Annotated in this window: 11 protein-coding genes and 1 pseudogene; 10 read left to right on the top strand and 2 right to left on the bottom strand. The window is 37.4% G+C overall.

Annotated features, from left to right (window positions below; genetic code table 11):
• Positions 1-90 precede the first annotated feature (90 nt).
• The 6 genes and pseudogenes from zds (at position 91) to EZY12_08575 (ending at position 4,904) form a co-directional block, all read left to right on the top strand.
• Positions 91-1,548 (top strand): 9,9'-di-cis-zeta-carotene desaturase, encoded by a 1,458-nt coding sequence (zds, locus tag EZY12_08600; protein ID QSX69636.1) that lies wholly within the window; start codon positions 91-93, stop codon positions 1,546-1,548.
• A 283-nt stretch (positions 1,549-1,831) separates the two neighbouring features.
• Positions 1,832-2,275 carry an SRPBCC family protein gene (locus EZY12_08595; GenBank protein ID QSX69635.1) on the top strand — a complete coding sequence of 148 codons (444 nt, stop codon included), beginning with the start codon at positions 1,832-1,834 and terminating at the stop codon, positions 2,273-2,275.
• Between the two features lie 153 nt (positions 2,276-2,428).
• Positions 2,429-2,737: pseudogene (locus EZY12_08590) on the top strand (response regulator).
• Positions 2,738-2,965: 228 nt separating this feature from the next.
• On the top strand, positions 2,966-3,823 hold the full coding sequence (locus EZY12_08585; protein QSX70586.1) for a diguanylate cyclase: 858 nt from the start codon (positions 2,966-2,968) through the stop codon (positions 3,821-3,823).
• Between the two features lie 74 nt (positions 3,824-3,897).
• On the top strand, positions 3,898-4,248 hold the full coding sequence (locus EZY12_08580) for an Hpt domain-containing protein (GenBank protein QSX69634.1): 351 nt from the start codon (positions 3,898-3,900) through the stop codon (positions 4,246-4,248).
• The gene (locus EZY12_08575) at positions 4,245-4,904 is read left to right on the top strand and encodes a phosphoribosyltransferase (GenBank protein QSX69633.1); all 660 of its coding nucleotides are present in this window, start codon (positions 4,245-4,247) and stop codon (positions 4,902-4,904) included. The genes EZY12_08580 and EZY12_08575 overlap by 4 nt, the downstream gene beginning before the upstream one ends.
• Positions 4,905-5,407: 503 nt before the next feature.
• Here EZY12_08575 and pgmB read toward each other — a convergent pair.
• Both pgmB and EZY12_08565 read right to left on the bottom strand, forming a co-directional pair.
• Entirely contained in the window at positions 5,408-8,281 is a 2,874-nt protein-coding gene (gene pgmB, locus EZY12_08570; GenBank protein QSX69632.1) for a beta-phosphoglucomutase, read from the bottom strand.
• A 43-nt stretch (positions 8,282-8,324) separates the two neighbouring features.
• Entirely contained in the window at positions 8,325-10,736 is a 2,412-nt protein-coding gene (locus EZY12_08565; GenBank protein QSX69631.1) for a sucrose synthase, read from the bottom strand.
• A gap of 1,503 nt (positions 10,737-12,239) precedes the next feature.
• Between EZY12_08565 and EZY12_08560 the strand changes: the two genes are divergently transcribed.
• From EZY12_08560 to EZY12_08545, 4 genes are all read left to right on the top strand, one after another.
• A complete protein-coding gene (locus EZY12_08560; protein QSX69630.1) occupies positions 12,240-12,551 on the top strand; it encodes a HetP family heterocyst commitment protein in 312 nt (103 codons plus the stop codon).
• A gap of 464 nt (positions 12,552-13,015) precedes the next feature.
• The gene (nifJ, locus tag EZY12_08555; GenBank protein ID QSX69629.1) at positions 13,016-16,624 is read left to right on the top strand and encodes a pyruvate:ferredoxin (flavodoxin) oxidoreductase; all 3,609 of its coding nucleotides are present in this window, start codon (positions 13,016-13,018) and stop codon (positions 16,622-16,624) included.
• Between the two features lie 65 nt (positions 16,625-16,689).
• Positions 16,690-17,709 carry a dihydroorotate dehydrogenase-like protein gene (locus EZY12_08550; protein ID QSX69628.1) on the top strand — a complete coding sequence of 340 codons (1,020 nt, stop codon included), beginning with the start codon at positions 16,690-16,692 and terminating at the stop codon, positions 17,707-17,709.
• A 136-nt stretch (positions 17,710-17,845) separates the two neighbouring features.
• Positions 17,846-18,928 carry an ATP-dependent 6-phosphofructokinase gene (locus tag EZY12_08545; protein ID QSX69627.1) on the top strand — a complete coding sequence of 361 codons (1,083 nt, stop codon included), beginning with the start codon at positions 17,846-17,848 and terminating at the stop codon, positions 18,926-18,928.
• Positions 18,929-19,091: the final 163 nt, after the last annotated feature.

Here is a 19,091-nt window from a genome sequence, read left to right as displayed (position 1 = left end):
CTGACAACTAACAACCGTCAACCGTCAACCGTCAACTTTCTGCACCAATTCAGTTACAATTTGTAAAGAAACTGAACAAGGAACGAGGGAATGCGCGTTGCAATTGTGGGTGCGGGGTTAGCTGGGTTAGCAACTGCTGTAGATTTAGTAGATGCGGGCTGTGAGGTAGAAATTTTCGAGTCTCGTCCGTTTGTGGGTGGTAAAGTCAGCAGTTGGGTAGATAGTGACGGCAACCATATTGAAATGGGGCTGCACGTCTTTTTCGGCTGCTATTATAATCTATTTGCATTAATGCAGAAGGTGGGGGCTGGGGATAATTTACGCCTGAAGGAACATAGCCATACTTTTATTAATAAAGGTGGACAAACTGGGGCGTTAGATTTTCGCTTTTTTACTGGTGCGCCTTTTAATGGATTAAAGGCGTTTTTCACTACTTCCCAACTTTCATTACGGGATAAATTCCAAAATGCGATCGCTCTGGGTACTAGCCCGATAGTTCAGGGTTTAGTAGACTTTGACGGAGCAATGAAAACTATTCGCAAATTAGATAAAATCAGTTTTTCTGACTGGTTCTACAGTCACGGAGGCAGTAAAGGTAGCATTAAGCGGCTATGGAATCCGATTGCTTACGCATTGGGATTTATAGATTGCGACAATATTTCTGCCCGGTGTATGTTGACAATTTTCCAGTTTTTTGCAGTCAGAACAGAAGCTTCAATTCTGCGAATGTTGGAAGGTTCACCCCATGAATATTTACACAAACCTATTGTTAAATATCTAGAAGAAAGAGGTGTAAAAATATATACCCGTCGTCAAGTCCGAGAAATTCAGTTTACTGAATCTGAAGCAGAAACTCACGTTACTGGTATATTAGTTGCCCAAGGTGATACAGAAGAAATTATCACTGCTGACGCTTATCTTTGTGCTTGTGATGTTCCCGGAATTCAACGAGTGTTACCCCAAGCTTGGCGGAAATGGCCAGAATTTGATAACATTTATAAATTGGATGCTGTCCCAGTCGCTACAGTGCAGCTACGTTTTGATGGTTGGGTGACAGAATTACAAGATGAGGCCAAACGAGGTAAGGGCGGGGAAACCCCACCCCTACAGGCGGCCGGGATAGATAATTTGTTATATACCGCTGATGCTGATTTTTCCTGTTTTGCTGATTTGGCTTTAACTAGCCCCGCAGATTATTATCGCCCTGGGGAGGGTTCATTATTGCAACTGGTATTGACACCGGGAGATCCTTTTATTAAACAAAATAATGAAGCGATCGCCCATCACGTGCTTAAGCAAGTATATGAACTATTTCCTTCCTCAAGAGATTTAAACATGACTTGGTACAGTGTCGTCAAATTGGCTCAGTCTTTATACAGAGAAGCACCAGGAATGGATGCGTACCGTCCCAATCAAAAAACACCTATCCCTAACTTTTTCCTAGCTGGAAGTTACACTCAACAAGATTATATTGACAGCATGGAAGGAGCAACGGAATCTGGAAAACGTGCAGCTAAAGTAATTCTAGAGAAATTAGGTGACAGTTGACAGATGACAGTTGACAGTTGACAGTTGACAGTTGACAGTTGACAGTTGACAGTTGACAGATGACAGATGACAGTTGACAGATGACAGATGACAGATGACAGTTGACAGTTGACAGTTGACAGTTGACAGTTGACAGTTGACAGTTGACAGTTGACAGTTGACAGGGAATAGGTAATAGGTAATGGGTAAAAAACGACTAACGACTAATGACTAACGACTAATGACTAATGACTAATGACTAATGACTAATGACTAATAACTAATAACTAATAACTAAAATCCTATGACTGACTGGTTAGAACATAGCGTACAGGTAGAAGTGGAAGTTCCTATAGAATTAGTATGGGGATTGTGGTCTGATTTAGAGCAAATGCCTAAATGGATGAAATGGATTGATTCAGTCAAAATTTCTGAAGATAACCCGGAAATTTCCCTGTGGAAACTGAGTACAGGAGGCTTGGACTTTACGTGGAAATCCCGAATTACTAAAATAATTCCCAATCAAATTATTCAATGGGAATCGGTTGATGGGTTACCAAATCAAGGTGCCATTCGTTTTTATGATCGCCCGAATAATAGTATTGTGAAAATGACAGTTTCCTATGCTATTCCTGGCTTGATTGGTAAACTCATGGATAATTTATTTTTAGGAAAGGTAGTAGAGTCTACAATTCAAGCGGATTTGGAACGGTTTAAAGAATATGCATTGAATGTAAAAAATAATTAAGTTAGTTCAAAATCAACCGTCACAAGTATAATGAGTGTCTAGATCGTGTGTAATCTCAGTTCAAGTTCAGTAAGTAAATAATAAGTAGTGACTCCCTCTATTCACACAAATCATACATTAGTATTAGTTGTAGATGATGACTTAGTTATACAGATGCAACTACGCTATGCTATGGAAAAAGAGGGATATGAAGTGATCGTAGCAAGTAATGGTAAAATTGCTGTCGATATTTGCCTGAATCCACGCCCAGATATTGTGCTGCTGGATGCCATGATGCCAGTAATGGATGGTTTTACTTGCTGCGCTCAGTTACACGCACTTGATCCTAACATCTCTATCTTGATGATTACAGGACTAGATGATCAAGATTCCGTAGATGAAGCATTTGCTGTTGGTGCTGTTGACTATATTACTAAACCTATTCATTGGGGAGTTTTAAAACAACGAGTGCGGCGCTTGCTACAAATGCACTGGACTATGAAAGAATTACAGGATAAAATTAAACAAGAGCAGTTAATCGCTAAAATTACCCATAAAATTCGCACATCTTTAAACTTAGAAATGATTCTGAGTACAACCGTTATAGAAGTCCGTAAATTATTAAAAACTGATCGTGTTATTGTCTATCGGTTTCAACCAGATGGCAGTGGATATATAATAGTTGAGTCTGTATCCCCTGAATGGGATTCTATGTTAGGGAGAATATTTAAAGATACTTACTTTTTTGATAAATTTGAACAATGTGGTGACAAATATCGGCAAAAGAATGTTTATATAATCGAAGATATTGATTCTGCTGGGATTTCTTCATGTTACATGGATTTACTGACTGAATTACAAGCTAAAGCAAATTTAGTTGTACCTATTGAACAGGAAAACAGTATTTGGGGATTATTAGTAGTTTATGAATGTTCTAACCCACGCAAATGGGCTAAGTCGGATATTAATTTATTGACACAACTAACAAATCCATTAGTCATGGCTATTAAGCAAGCAGAACTATATCAACAATTAGAAGCAGCTAACCAGAAATTACAACAACTGGCAAGTATAGATAGTCTAACTCAAATTCCTAACCGTCGCTCCTTTGACGAAGTTTTAGAGCGAGAATGGCAGCGTTTACAAAGAGAACAAGCACCCTTATCTTTAATTCTTTGTGATATGGATTTTTTCAAAAATTATAATGATACTTATGGACATCAATCGGGAGATGACTGTTTGAAGGAGGTTGCTAAAATTCTCCAACAAGCGGCCCAACGTCCTGGAGATTTAGCAGCCCGTTATGGTGGTGAAGAATTTGCTTTAGTTTTACCAAATACAGATACTGCTGGTGCAGTTTATGTTGCAGAAACAATTCTCTCATCTATCCGCACTAAGAATCTGATTCACGAAAGTTCTAAAATTAGTTCATACCTGACCCTGAGTTTGGGTATTGCGACTATTATTCCTCAAAGCAGCAGTTCTTTAACATGGCTAATTGCTAAAGCTGATGAAGCCCTTTATCGAGCTAAACTAACAGGACGAGATCGTTATGTTACTCATCAGTAATTTACCGAAAATTACAGCGCTCTCAAATCAAAATATGGCAAAATACTGAAGTTACTAGTTTTAAAATTTTACAAATGTCATCAATAGATACTCAGGTTTTAGAATCCTTATTGGATATGCTGGAGGGTGGTCAGGAAGTTTTAGCGGAAATAATTAACTGTTATCTGCTTGAATCTCCTAAAATTGTCGCTGCTATTCAAACATCTATCACTAATGAAGACGCTAATACCCTCAACAAGGCAGCCCATAACTTAAAGTCTAGCAGTGCTTCTTTGGGAGCAATGAATCTCCATCAGCTTTGCTTAGAGTTAGAATTAAAGGGGAAGAGTGGCAATTTAGAAGGGGTTTTAGAATTGGTGTCACAATTGGTTAATGAGTATAAACAAGTTGAAATTGCTTTAAAGAAAATAGTAGCAGTGTCATGAGCAAAAAATTCTCTAACCGCATTCAAGCTGGGCAAATGTTAGCTCAACATTTACAAGCATATAGTAACCTGGGAAATGTCTTGGTACTGGCTTTGCCTCGTGGTGGTGTACCTGTAGCCTTTGAAGTGGCTAAATTTTTGAATGTTGCACTAGATGTGTGTATAGTCAGAAAGCTGGGTGTACCTGGACACAAAGAACTGGCTATGGGAGCGATAGCGCAAGGGCTGACTGGTCAGTTCGCTGGGGAAAATATTACCATTTTTAACCAAGATGTCATTGATTCTTTGGGAATAGATCAAGAAAAAATTACCGCAGTTGTTAACCAAGAATTGCGAGAATTAAGACGACGGCATCAGATTTATCGAGGTGATAAACCAGCAATTAATGTTAAAAATAAAATAGTTATTTTAATAGATGACGGTATTGCTACTGGTGCAAGTATGCGGGCTGCTTTGACTGTTATCCACCAACAGCAGCCGGAGAAAATTGTAGTTGCTGTTCCAGTTGCACCACTAACTACTTGTGAAGAATTGCGCTTGGAAGTTGATGATGTAGTTTGTTTGCGGTGTCCAGAAGTCATGTCTGCAATTGGTTTTTGGTATGAGGATTTTAGTCAGACTACAGATAATGAGGTTCGCGCACTTTTGGTAAATTAATTTAAAAAGCTAGAAAATATTAGATTTAGCTGTGTAACAGCTTATACTTATGAATTATTTAAGTTTCATTTTAGCTTATGTCACTTATGTGATTCTAAATATATGTCACAAAAATATTTATTGGGTAAAAATTACGGTTTTGTTTAGAAAAAAAATCTTTTATCATTATACACGTATTAACCCTGTTTGAATAAGAATTTGTAGAGGTTTAGCACTGCTCAACAGTGTCAAGTACCTTCAAGCCAGGGAATAAATTCCCTGTCTAATAGCTCAAGTCGGTTGAAACCGACTATTTTGGCGGTATTTATTCGAGAAATAGGATAATTTTTGATTTCGATTTCATTACAGTGCGTTTTAACGCACTTTAGCTATGAGACCGGAACTTCAGTTCCGGGCGGGTATGAAAGTTAACCATCCATCTATAGTGGTAGACTTGAGCCAAGGAATAAATTCCCCGTCTAATAGCTCAAGTCGGTTAAAACCGACTATTTTGGCGGTATTTATTACTTATTATTCAGAATTATTACTGACAATTCCTCCCATTTTACACCTGCTAAATTCGGCAAAACCACATCAGCAGCCCCCACTCTGTCTTCTGGTCCCAAGCCTATCGCCCACATATTTGCTGCTTTAGCGGCTGTAATCCCTACGGCTGCATCTTCAAATACGACACATTCATCTGCGGGAATTTCTAGCTGATTTGCAGCATTAAGAAATAAATCCGGTGCTGGTTTCGCTTGTTGTACAGTATCACCATCAGCGATCGCATCTATCTTACTCCCAATCCCCAATTTTTCAATCACCATGCGGGCATTTTTACTAGCAGAACCAATGGCTATTTTAATCCCAGATTGACGCAATTCATCCAACAAAGCCTCTGCCCCTGGTAATAAATCTGTGGGTGTAATATTGTGAATCAGTTCTACATAATAATCATTTTTCCGGGACATCATTTCCTGAATTTGCGTTTCTGAATATTCTCTATTCCCCAGAATCAACATCAGGGAAGCGTGACGAGATACACCCCGCAAGGCTTCATTAGTTTCTCGGTTAAAGGGTAAACCTTCCTCATTTGCTAACTTTTGCCAAGCTTGATAATGATATTCTGCGGTATCAGTCAACACGCCATCTAAATCAAAAATCACGCCTCGGATATTGGTTTTTCTAGCCTTTTTCAACTCCTGACGCAAATCGAATTCATGCCATTTACCGTGCCATTGTAATTTAAATTTCAGCCTTGACCAAGTTGGGGGTAAGTGGGGATTAGCGACAAGGGCGTTTTCCCGAAATTGGATGCCACCGAAACCGAATATTACAGCTTGCCAAATGCCCCCAGCACTAGCACCATGTATACCATCTTGGGTATTTCCGCGTTTATCTTCCAAATCTACCATTGCTGCTTGCATAAAGCATTCGTAAGCCTCCTCTGATTTGCCCAAATCTGCGGCTAAAATGGCGTGAATAGCTGGACCCAAGGAAGAACCATAACTAATATCTGTCCGGGGTGCATAATAGTCCCAATTTACCTGTAATGTTTGCTGATTATAGGGAAAATCGGCAGATTCCCGCATCAAATACAGAAGCATTAATACATCTGGTTGTTTAATTACTTGTGCTGTGTTGGTTTTTTCCATCCCCAAAATAATTTGAATTGATTTTTCTCGCGGTTCGTATTTAGATAAATCAAGATCATCTAGTTGGAAAAATCCCTCACATTGCTCAATTAGTCGAGTTTCTGGGTTGTGAAGAATCAGCATTTTAGCGATAATTTCTCGCCAATGAGAGAGGACTTCGGAGGTAATTTGGATTTTCTGTTCCAGTTTTATGGCTACTTCTGGGAAAGTGGAATGTAGCCAATCATAGACTATTAAAGCTTTTTCTAAATGCCATTGTACCATCCGGTTAGTAAAGCAATTGTTATGGACTAATTCGTGATATTCATCCGCTCCAATGATTCCCCGAATTTCATAACATTCTAATTGGGGATTAAATTCAACTCGACTACTCCAGAAAATTGCGGTATCTAAAATAATTTCCGCACCATAATCTCCCATCCATTCATTATCCCCTGTAACTTGCCAATAATACCATATAGCGTAGGCAATATCTGCACTAATATGAATTTCTCGATCACGACACCAAATGCGGATATCTTCGGCATAAAAATCACCGCGTAGTGACCAGCGCGGTGTCACTTCATCTCCAGTTACCGCACTCTCCCAAGCAAACATTGCCCCCTGATACCCATAATGTGCGGCTTTGCGTCGCGCTCCTGGTAAAGTGTGATAACGGTAACTGAGCAAGTTACGGGCTAAATTTGGTTGAGTAAATGTAAAAAATGGCAGAATAAAAATTTCCGTATCCCAAAAAATATGTCCGTGATAACCAAAGCCAGATAGGGTTTTCGCAGGGATACTGACTTGATCATTATTTCTAGGTGCAGCAATTAGTAACTGAAACAGATTGTAACGGACTGCAAAAGCCGCTGTGATATCTCCTTCAATGATAATATCGCTTTGTTGCCAAACTTCTTCCCAAGCCTGATTATTAGCATTAATTAATGTGAGATAATCGGGGATATTTACGAGTTTTTCTTGAGCGGCTACAACTGGGTTTTCAATTTCATTAGATGTAAAAATACTCACAATTTTTACAATGGTGATCGTCTGTTGAATTTGACCGATAACGGTGGCATTCAAACTAGGATAACCAGGTGTAGTATTGATTTGTAAGTCCGCGTCAGTTCCCAAGATGGTTATTTTAGCCGCCATACCCACCTCTATGCGGCTGTTGCGAGTGCGACTATGTAACCAGAATCCTTGTGTAATTTTACCTTGATCTAATCCTTCCCAATGGTTAAAACCTTGATTTTCTGAGTAGCTGTTAATACTGGCTTGAATTTCAATTAAACCATCAAAATTTACTGGTGTTAATTGGCAACGTTGCCCTACTAGATGTTGATCGGCTAAACTAGCAAAGCGTTCAAAATGGATATCTATAACTTTACCATTGGGACTACACCAACGTAAATAACGGCTGAGAATGCCATGATATAAGTCTAGTTGACGGTTATATTTTAATATTTTACCTTGATCAAGGCGAAAGCGTTCTCCCTCAATTATCACTACTAATGGTAGCCAATCTGGACAGTTAACAAGTTCGGTATAAACGACAGGAACATCATCATAAACACCGTGAATAAATGTAGCTGATAATGCCCGAGGATAACCTTCTTCAAAAGTTCCTCTTGTCCCTAAATAGCCATTACCAATGGTAAAAATAGTTTCTCGGCTATGCAAATATTCTGGATTAAATTGGGTTTCAGTTAATATCCAGTCTGTATAGCTAAAGTTGCGAAAACAGTCTTTTTTATCCATGATTGTGGATTGGTTATTTTTGTTTTTATCTTAAACATTTAATTTACCGATGAATATGTTCTGACAAAATCTTGTCAGCAATAGGTTTATAAAGTTGATGAAATAAAACTTCCATGTAACGATCTCTGGCTTCGTTATCTTCAGGATAGACGAAGTTCCAAAAACTAAACATTTTGGCTAATAACAGGAGTTGATTTGTGTGGGAATTCCAGTTATACTTATGGCGAATACGTTCAATCATCCATTGAGAATTTTCTAGCCAATATTCCGGAGAATTATCACATTTTCCTAAGAAGTTAAGAATTGTCTTGGCTGTTCCTGCTAAGTCTGTAGGGTTAAGATCAAATCCCTTATCGTGATTTTCAATAATTTCTAATGAACCACCAAATTGAGTTGTGAAAGTTGGTAATCCCGAAATCATTGCTTCTAAAACACTTCTACTAAAGGATTCATAAAGGGCAAAATGAATATAAATTCCTTGGAAATCGGCAATTACACGATAGGTTTCAGCGATATCGCGGATAGGCAGACGTATCCCCAACCAGCGCATTTTGTTTTGGAGATTATATTCATGAATAATAGCATGAATTTTTTCTATTTCTCTGGTTTCTTCTAAGTTTGTCCCTGCCTCTGGTTGAAGTCTACTAGTTAATAAAACTAGGTTACAATGATCTTGTAATTCTTGGCTTTTTCCAAAACACTCAACTAAACCTGTGAGATTTTTAATTGAGGTAATTGGACTCACAGAGAAAATCGGTTTTTTATGCGGATAATCTAATTTTCCCAGTATTTGTGGATGTTCTTCGTGGAAAATTAAGTTTTGGATATGTTGACGATGCTGGGATTCTCTATTTGTGGTTTGGTTGTAGGGAAAAAATATATTTTCACTAACTCCTGGGGGAACCATATTGAATTTAGGACTAAATAAATCAATGCCATCAATTACATGATATAACTGGGGCATGGTAAAACATTTATAAGATTCATATTGTCCTATATTGTCTGGTGTTCCCACGATTTCTTGATAGGATGATGTGATGATAAAGTCTGCCGCATTCATACTGATTAAATCAGCCGTAAATTGGGCAGAAAAATGATATTGTGCTTCTAGATCTTGCCAATATAAGTTACTAAATAGAAATTTAGGTTTTTCTAGGGAATGAGCAATATTACATTGGGTAACTTTCATTCTCCGGGAGAGGATAAAAGCGACTAAATTCCCGTCACTGTAGTTACCAATAAGTAGATTTGGTTTTCCTTGAAATTGGTTTAAAAGTTCTTTTTCAGCATCAAGAGCAAATTTTTCTAAGTAAGGCCAAATATCAAATTTAGAAATCCAATTATCAGTAATTTCCGGTTGAGATTCTGCAAAAGGAACGCGCAAAATCCAAGCATTTTCTGTACCATCAACTTTTTCTAATGGTAAGTTACAAAATGTACCTTCACAATTGGGAATCAGTCGAGTTAAAATAATGATATGGGGTTTGATTCCCAATATATCTAAACCTGCAAGTTTGATTTCTGCACGCATTTTATTTTCTAAACTACGTGCTTGTTCTAAAACATAAATAACTTGTCCGAGTGTTTCATCTCTTCCTAAAACATCTTCTTGTGCCACCCAACCATGTATGGAAATCAGCACGACCCGAAAAATTGCACAAATGCGAGAAACAAAGGTTTCCAAAATTGCAGGTTCTGGATTATCCATGAGTCTTTCCAGAAGTTCTAAAGTTTCTCTAACTCTGACTGCATTATTACCCCAACCTGGTTCTAAACCGAGTTCTTGAAGATGAAAACCAAATTTTTCATAAGGTGTATCAGGGGATAAATGATTAACAAATTCTAAAGCAATTTTGATTTGTTTAGTTAGTTGTAATCCTGAATGAATATGATTACTAATTAGTAGCTTAATGCCATTATGTTCTAATCTTTGTAATGATTGAAATAATGCGTCAATCCAATATTTAGGATCTGTTAATGATTGATTACAAAAATAATGATTGAGAACTGTTAAACCTTGGCCAATATTTCTAGAATCACTAATTCTCGGTGCTGCTGGGTAAAAGGGATGGAGATCAATTTCTAAAATGTGCGGTTGATAACGGTTTACCAAGCTATCTCTCACCTCTAATAATGCTTTCGGTGTCATTAACTCAAACTTAGTCAAGTCGGCAGTTAATAACCATGCTTCTTGACTGGCAATTTTTGGTCTCACCACAAAGCAAGCATTTTCATCATACAGAATTATTTCATGGGTGTACTGAATGAATGTCCCTAAAGAGGAAGAGTGATAAAAATAAGCAGGTTTTTGGAATTGGTGACAATAATCTGCAAAGGCTTGTAAAATCTCGTTTCTTAAAAAGTAACGTTTATGATCATTACCTAATCCTAAAATAAACTCACCTAAAGCATTTTTTTCATCACTGTTAAAAATAGTTTGCACTAATTTATACATTATATACTACCAAACTCTAGCTAAAGTCAGAATTATTGATATCTCGTTCCAAACTTAATAGTAAATAAGTAACTCTATCATTTACTTCTAGCTAAAGGATGAACCCTTGTATCCTCTTATAGATAGAGAAGTATGGGAATTGTTCACTAAAAACTTTATCCGGTGGGCATTGCTATTGATTACTCTTTTGTAAATACTAGTTGTGCCACTTTTTCAATAGTCCATGAGAGGTTGTTTGAAAAGTTTTGAGTGGTGATTTTAGGTACTTACTGATCCCCCCTAACCCCCCTAACCCCCCTTAAAAAGGGGGGAACTAGAGTCAAAGTCCCCCTTTTTAAGGGGGATTTAGGGGGATCTGAAAATATTTGATACACCATGAGAGACTTTTAAAACATCCTCTGAGAGTAAGAATCAAATATTACATATATAAATATTGCTCAGTTCGTCAAAACCTTAATACTCATACCCTTAACCACTTTAGTTAGTTGAGTTTTTCGTGATGAGTTGTAACTAATTTACCTAGAAAATTAAAAATAAATGAAAATAAATTTATGTTTTTATGTCATTGACAGATTTGTAAATACCCCTTGTGACAGTATTTAAATAGGCATTTAATACGCAATTTAGAACTAACATTTTTTATAGTATTTAGAGAAACAATTTGCCAATTATTTATGTTTTTATGTCATTGACAGATTTGTAAATACCCCTTGTGACAGTATTTAAATAGGCATTTAATACGCAATTTAGAACTAACATTTTTTATAGTATTTAGAGAAACAATTTGCCAATTTGGCTTACTAGTTAGGAGAAACATAGTATTCTGCATATAATAGTGTCACAAGGAGTATTTACAAAACTGTAAACAGGAAATATTTCAAGGTTATATGACCATTTGCATAGTGTCATAATACGAATATCTATATTTCCTATTTTTTACCAAACAATCAACTTAGGCATAAAATGCTAGGAATTTGCTTGTATTTTTTTACTGACACCAGGGTAATGTGTTTAGTAATTTTCCAATTTATACAATCAAAAATCCCCGAACCTAATCTATTTAGATGACCAATTGCCAATGCTATAAAAAAAATCACAAGGCTACTGATTGCTTAACAGATATACTTCTAATTGCATGGATACAACTGCTCAATAAGCCTCACAGAAAATTAATAAAATTCTCTCATAACCACAAATAATATTGATATTTAATCGAAAAGTTATCGCTATACTCGATAGATGTCGAAGTTATTTACCAAGAGAATTAAATCCTTTGCATATCTTATGCAGATAACGCTGTTAATTTGGATGTCCCATTGATTTCTTTCTATAATTCAGGATTTAGGAGATGAGAAATTAGGAGTTAAAAGGCTTGTCAAATCAGGATTAAAATTCCTGAATTTGACTATTAAAGTCTAATTAATCTGGACTAATAAGATTCTCCATTCTGGATTATTACAACTTATTAACTTTCAATTCTCTAAGATTAGATCAGGGTTAGTCATGAACTATCAAGCTTCTTCTTCTCAGAACGATTTTCATAGTGCTATCACTCCCGAACAGTTCAATCCTATCATTGAAGCTATTGCTGATGGACGGTATTCTTGGGCTTGTGTACTGATTTTGCGTTGTATTGATTACAATCCAATTCACTATATTCCCCAACGGACTTACAGCCGATTAATTAAAGAAAACCGCCAAGTTGCCACACCTATAACATCTAATCAACAAAAACTAAAATCAGATATTCCTACCTCTGTCAATCGTCCTAATTACAGAGATTCATCTCAATTACTAAACCAAAAGGTAGGGTAATTCAGGAAAAAATTATTCCCTAAAACCAGAATAATTGAGGATTTTTTCTGATCTAGCCCTCATACTAAATTTAGTATGGGGGATTTGATCTGAATTATTCTATAATTATTGAATTATGGTTTAAAAATTTCTGTTGGTTTTTCCTTACAACATCCTCAAACTTTCGTTTTCAGTTCAAGATAGAATCTAGTAGTCTGTCAAATAAATTTTGACGGATAAGAAACGAACCACGAAGGAACGAAGGACACGAAGGAAGAAGGAAGAAGGAAGAATCAAAATGGCAACGAATGAACCCGTCAATTAGTTCTTGACAGACTACTAGTACCGCTTTCTCGGAATTTAGAATTTAGAATCAATACAGCATCAGCTTTTCACAGATTCGGAATGGTTCATTAACTTACGCCGGACTGGACTAGAAAAATACCAATTATCCAAAATTGAGTAGTTCTCAAAGGTAAAATAAGATGAACACAATAACCTTTGCAACAATAGATGGTAATGAAGCGGTTGCGAAAGTTGTCTACCAACTAAACGAGGTGATTGCTATTTACCCGATTACACCATCTTCACCGATGGCGGAATGGTCTGATACTTGGATGAGTGAGGGAAAACCGAACATCTGGGGAACTGTGCCTTCAGTGGTGCAGTTGCAGAGTGAAGGGGGGGTTGCGGGTGCTGTACATGGGGCTTTGCAAACGGGTTCATTGACAACCACATTTACAGCATCTCAGGGATTGATGTTGATGTTGCCAAATATGTACAAAATTGCGGGTGAACTTACACCTACAGTATTTCATATTGCGGCGCGATCGCTTGCTGCCCAAGCCCTCTCTATTTTCGGAGATCATAGTGATGTCATGGCCGCAAGAAGTACAGGCTTTGCGATGTTGTGCGCTGCTTCTGTGCAAGAAGCCCATGATTTTGCGCTGATTTCCACAAAAGCAACTTTAGCATCTCGCATACCTTATCTACACTTTTTTGATGGTTTTCGCACCTCCCATCAGATAGATAAAATCGCAATATTAACAACTGAAGACTTACAAAAATTTATTCCCATAGAGTTAGTAATTGCCCATCGTTCACGGGCTTTAACACCTGATCATCCGGTATTACGAGGTACGGCACAAAACCCTGATGTTTATTTTCAAGCTAGGGAAACAGTCAATTCTTTTTATTTAGACTGTCCAGATATTACTCAACAGGTAATGGATGAATTTGCCAGAATGACAGGAAGAGAATATCACATATTTGATTATTATGGAGATCCAGAAGCAGAAAAAATTATTATTCTCATGGGTTCTGGTTGTGAAACAGTCCATGAAACCGTAAATTATCTCAATCAACAAGGGGAAAAAGTCGGAGTTGTTAAAGTTAGATTATATCGTCCCTTTGCTACTCAAAGATTTATTGATTCTCTGCCCCAAACTACCCGCAAAATTGCCGTTTTAGATAGAACAAAAGAACCAGGAGCAATTGGTGAACCATTATATATGGATGTGGTTACAGCTTTGGCAGAAAACCAACTTTACAATATTAAAGTTGTAGGGGGAAGATACGGTTTATCATCTAAAGAATTTACCCCAGCAATGGTAAAAGCAGTATTTAATAATTTAGATTTGTCAATACCAAAAAATCATTTTACCATCGGCATTAACGATGATGTCACTCACAGCAGTTTAGAATATAATCCCGAATTTAATATTGAAGCAGATCATACAGTGCGGGCAATTTTCTATGGTTTAGGTGCAGATGGTACAGTGGGAGCAAATAAAAATTCTATTAAAATTATTGGGGAAGAAACAGATAATTATGCCCAAGGTTATTTTGTGTATGATTCTAAAAAATCTGGTTCTGTAACAATTTCTCATTTGCGCTTTGGTTCTCAACCAATCCGTTCGACCTATTTAATCACTAAAGCTAACTTTATCGCTTGTCATCAATGGGACTTTGTAGAAAAATTCCCGATATTAAAAGATATTATTTCTGGTGGCACTTTTTTACTAAATTCACATTATCATAAAGATGAAATTTGGGATAAATTACCTCTAGCAATGCAAACAGAGATAATTAACAAAAATCTCAAATTCTATGTTATCAATGCCTACAAAGTCGCCCGTGAAGCGGGTATGGGTGGACAAATTAACACAGTCATGCAGGTTTGTTTCTTTGCTGTTTCCGGTGTTTTACCAAGAGAAGAAGCCATAGACGAAATTAAAAAATCTATTCGCAAAACCTACGGCAAAAAAGGCGAAGAAATCGTACAAATGAATATTCAAGCAGTTGATAAAACTTTGGATAATTTGTATGAAATTAGAGAACGGGTAACAGAGAAAAGAGAACAGAATAATACTCAACTATCACCTATTCCTGATTATGCACCCGCATTTGTGCGCGATGTTTTAGGGAAAATGATCGCGCGGGAAGGGGATGATTTACCTGTGAGTGCATTACCTGTAGATGGTACATATCCTACAGGTACATCTAAATGGGAAAAACGCAATATTGCTGAAGAAATACCTGTTTGGGACCCCGACGTTTGTATTCAATGTGGTAAATGCGTCATGGTGTGTCCTCATAGTGTGATTCGTAGTAAAGTATATGCACCAGAACAATTAGAAAATGCCCCAGCAACTTTCAAAAGTGCAAATCCTAGAGAACATGATTGGCATGATTTGAAATTTACCATTCAAGTAGCAGCAGAAGATTGTACAGGTTGTGGTATTTGCGTTGATGTTTGTCCCGCAAAAAATAAAGCCGAACCGCGCAAAAAAGCCATTAATATGGAACTACAAAAACCATTGCGGGAACAAGAACGAGAAAATTGGGATTTTTTCTTAAATTTACCAAATCCAGATAGACGGAATTTGCAATTGAATCATATTAATCAACAACAAATGCAAGAACCATTATTTGAGTTTTCTGGTGCTTGTGCGGGATGTGGAGAAACACCCTATATTAAGTTAGTAACACAATTATTTGGCGATCGCATGATAGTCGCCAACGCCACCGGCTGTTCATCTATCTACGGTGGTAACTTACCCACCACACCTTGGACAAAAAACGCCGCAGGTAGAGGTCCAGCATGGTCTAATAGTTTATTTGAAGATAACGCCGAATTTGGGTTAGGTTTCCGCGTTTCCATAGATAAACAAGCAGAATTTGCCGCTTATTTCCTCCAACAACTTGCACCCCAAATAGGAGATAATTTAGTTACGGCAATTTTTAACGCTGAACAAAAAGACGAATCTGATATTTATGAACAAAGAGAACGAGTTGTAATTCTCAAACAAAAATTAGAGGAAATTATTACCGCAGATGAACACAGATTAACGCAGATAGAAGAGGATAATATCAGCGTTAATCAGCGTCTATCTGCGTTCAAAAATCTTCAATCTCTGGCTGATTATTTAGTGAAAAAAAGTGTGTGGATAATTGGTGGTGACGGTTGGGCTTATGATATTGGTTATGGTGGATTAGATCATGTAATCGCTAGTGGTCGCAACGTTAATATTCTGGTACTAGATACAGAGGTTTATTCTAATACTGGTGGTCAAATGTCCAAATCTACCCCTAAAGGTGCAGTGGCAAAATTTGCCGCAGGTGGTAAACCTACAACTAAGAAAGATTTAGGTTTAATCGCTATGACTTACGGTAACGTTTATGTTGCTAGTGTAGCAATGGGTGCAAGAGATGAACAAACCCTAAAAACTTTTTTAGAAGCCGAAGCTTACGATGGTCCATCATTAATTATTGCCTACAGTCATTGTATTGCTCACGGTATCAATATGAGTACAGCCATGCAAAACCAAAAAGCCGCTGTAGACTCTGGACGCTGGCTATTATATCGTTATCACCCCGACCGTATCAAACAGGGAAAAAACCCCCTACAACTAGATTCTCGTACCCCTCGCATACCCATAGAAAATTCCATGTACATGGAAAACCGTTTCAAAATGTTAACCAAAATTAACCCAGAAACAGCAAAAGAACTCCTAAAAGAAGCCCAAGCAGATGTTAATACGCGTTGGCAAATGTATCAATATTTAGCGGACAGAAAATTACAAGAAACATAAATGGCCTGTGCCAAATTTACACCTAATAACTAATAACTAATGACTAATGACTAATAACTAAATTTATGAATTTAACTACAACGTATCTAGGCTTAGAATTAAAATCTCCTTTAGTTCCTTCAGCTTCTCCACTTTCGGAAGACATTGATAATATTAAATTAATGGAAGACGCGGGTGCTAGTGCTGTTGTTATGCACTCGCTATTTGAAGAACAATTAACTTTAGAAAAATACGAACTTCATCATCATTTAAGCTATGGTACAGAAAGTTTTGCGGAAGCGTTAACCTATTTTCCAGATATTACTAATTTCCGGGTAGGACCAGAAGAATATTTAGACCATATTCGCAAAGCCCAGGAAAAAGTTGATATTCCCATTATTGCCAGTCTGAATGGTTCTTCAGTCGGTGGTTGGACTAAATATGGTAAACTAATTCAAGAAGCTGGAGCATCAGCGCTGGAATTAAATATTTACTATGTTTCCACAGATCCAGATTTAAGTAGTCAGGATATCGAGCAGAATTATATTGATATTCTTACATCTGTTAAAGCCGCCGTCACTATTCCTGTAGCCGTAAAACTCAGTCCCTATTTGACTAATACGGCAAATATGGCTAAACGTTTAGATCATGCTGGGGCTGATGGTTTAGTATTATTTAATCGGTTTTATCAACCAGATATTAATTTAGAAAATTTAGAAGTAGAACCTCATGTACTTTTAAGTACCGCTCAAGCTATGCGTTTACCCTTGCGTTGGATAGCCATTCTCTATGGTCATATTCAAGGTAGTTTAGCCGCAACTAGCGGTATTTACAATGCCCATGATGTAATTAAAATGCTGATGGTGGGAGCAAATGTCACTATGCTTTGTTCTGTATTATTACGAGAGGGAATTGGTCATATTAAGTCCTTAGAAAAAGACTTGCAGGAATGGATGAAAACCCATGAATATGAATCTGTCAAGCAAATGCAAGGTAGCATGAGCCAGTTAAAATGTCCAAACCCTAGTGCTTTTGAACGCGCTCAATATATGAAGGCATTACAAACCTATAATCCAGATTTGGGTAAAGTTTATACAGCATCTTAATTAATAATTCAAAAATAAATAGGGACTGAAAAAAATCTTCCTTCTTCCTTCTTCCTTCTTCCTTCGTGTCCTTCGCTCCTTCGTGGTTCAATAATTCCTGTACGGGCGTATTGCAATACGCCCCTACTAATAACTTATGAAAAAACGTATCGGTATTCTGACAAGTGGTGGAGACTGTCCTGGTCTAAATTGTGTGATTCGCGCTGCTGTGAGTCATGCAACACGGACTTATGATTGGGAGGTAGTGGGTATTCCTTACTCTACCCAAGGTTTACTAGAGCGGAAAACTGTACCTTTAAGTGTACACGGTTGGGATTTGCGCGGGATTGACCCTCTGCTAAATATGGGGGGAACGATTTTAGGTACTATTAATAAAGGGAATACCTTAGACCATACTGATGAAATATTAGCTGGTTATGAAGCTATCGGTTTAGATGCTTTAATTGCTATCGGTGGAGATGGTAGTTTAAATATTATTCATCAATTAGCAGTTTTAGGTAATTGGAATTTAGTTGCTATTCCCAAAACTATTGATCATGATGTCGCTTTTACAGAACGCTCAATCGGCTTTGATACCGCAATTAATACAATTGTTGATGCTATTAATCGGCTCATATTTACTGCTGCTAGTCATGACCGAGTAATGATTATCGAAGTCATGGGACGCACAGCGGGACATTTGGCTTTACACTCTGGGATTGCTGGGGGTGCTGATGTGATTCTAATTCCTGAAATTCCTTATACTATTAAAGGAATATGTGAACATCTTACCGAACTACGCGATCGCTGGCAAAAAAAATTCGCCATTATAGTTGTTGCTGAAGGGATATCTGCTTGTTCAGAAAATGCCGATGATTCTAATTGCACAACCGCTAAATGTGGTCAAGGTCAATATATTGCCGAACAAATTGCTAATTGTAGTCATCAGCTAATTGATACCAGAGTTTCTGTATTAGGACATATTCAGCGCGGTGGTATCCCCTCAGCTTTAGACCGTCTCACGGCTACCATGTTTGGTAAAGTAGCAGTTGATTTAATTGCCCAAAATAAATATGATCAAATGTTAGCTTGGCAAAATGGACGAGTTGCCACTTTCCCCATTCAAGATGTTATGGATAAGAATCCTTCACTTGTTGATCCTAGCGGTGATTTAGTCCAAACGGCTCGGTCATTAGGAATATATATTGGTGAAGAAGATAAGTATTGTAGGGTGTGTTAGAACGAAGTTCGTAACGCACCATTGTCAATAATTTGGTGCGTTACGCTAACGCTAACATACCCTACATCTTAGAGACTTGCAAATAAAAAAATATCCCAGAATTTCTTGTGGTGCAGGCATCTTGCCTGCTAATAATACTAGGAGGGACCAGATGCCCATCCCA

The organism is Dolichospermum sp. DET69 (genome assembly GCA_017355425.1).
Lineage (GTDB): Bacteria > Cyanobacteriota > Cyanobacteriia > Cyanobacteriales > Nostocaceae > Dolichospermum.
This window is presented reverse-complemented; position numbering and strand designations above follow the sequence as displayed.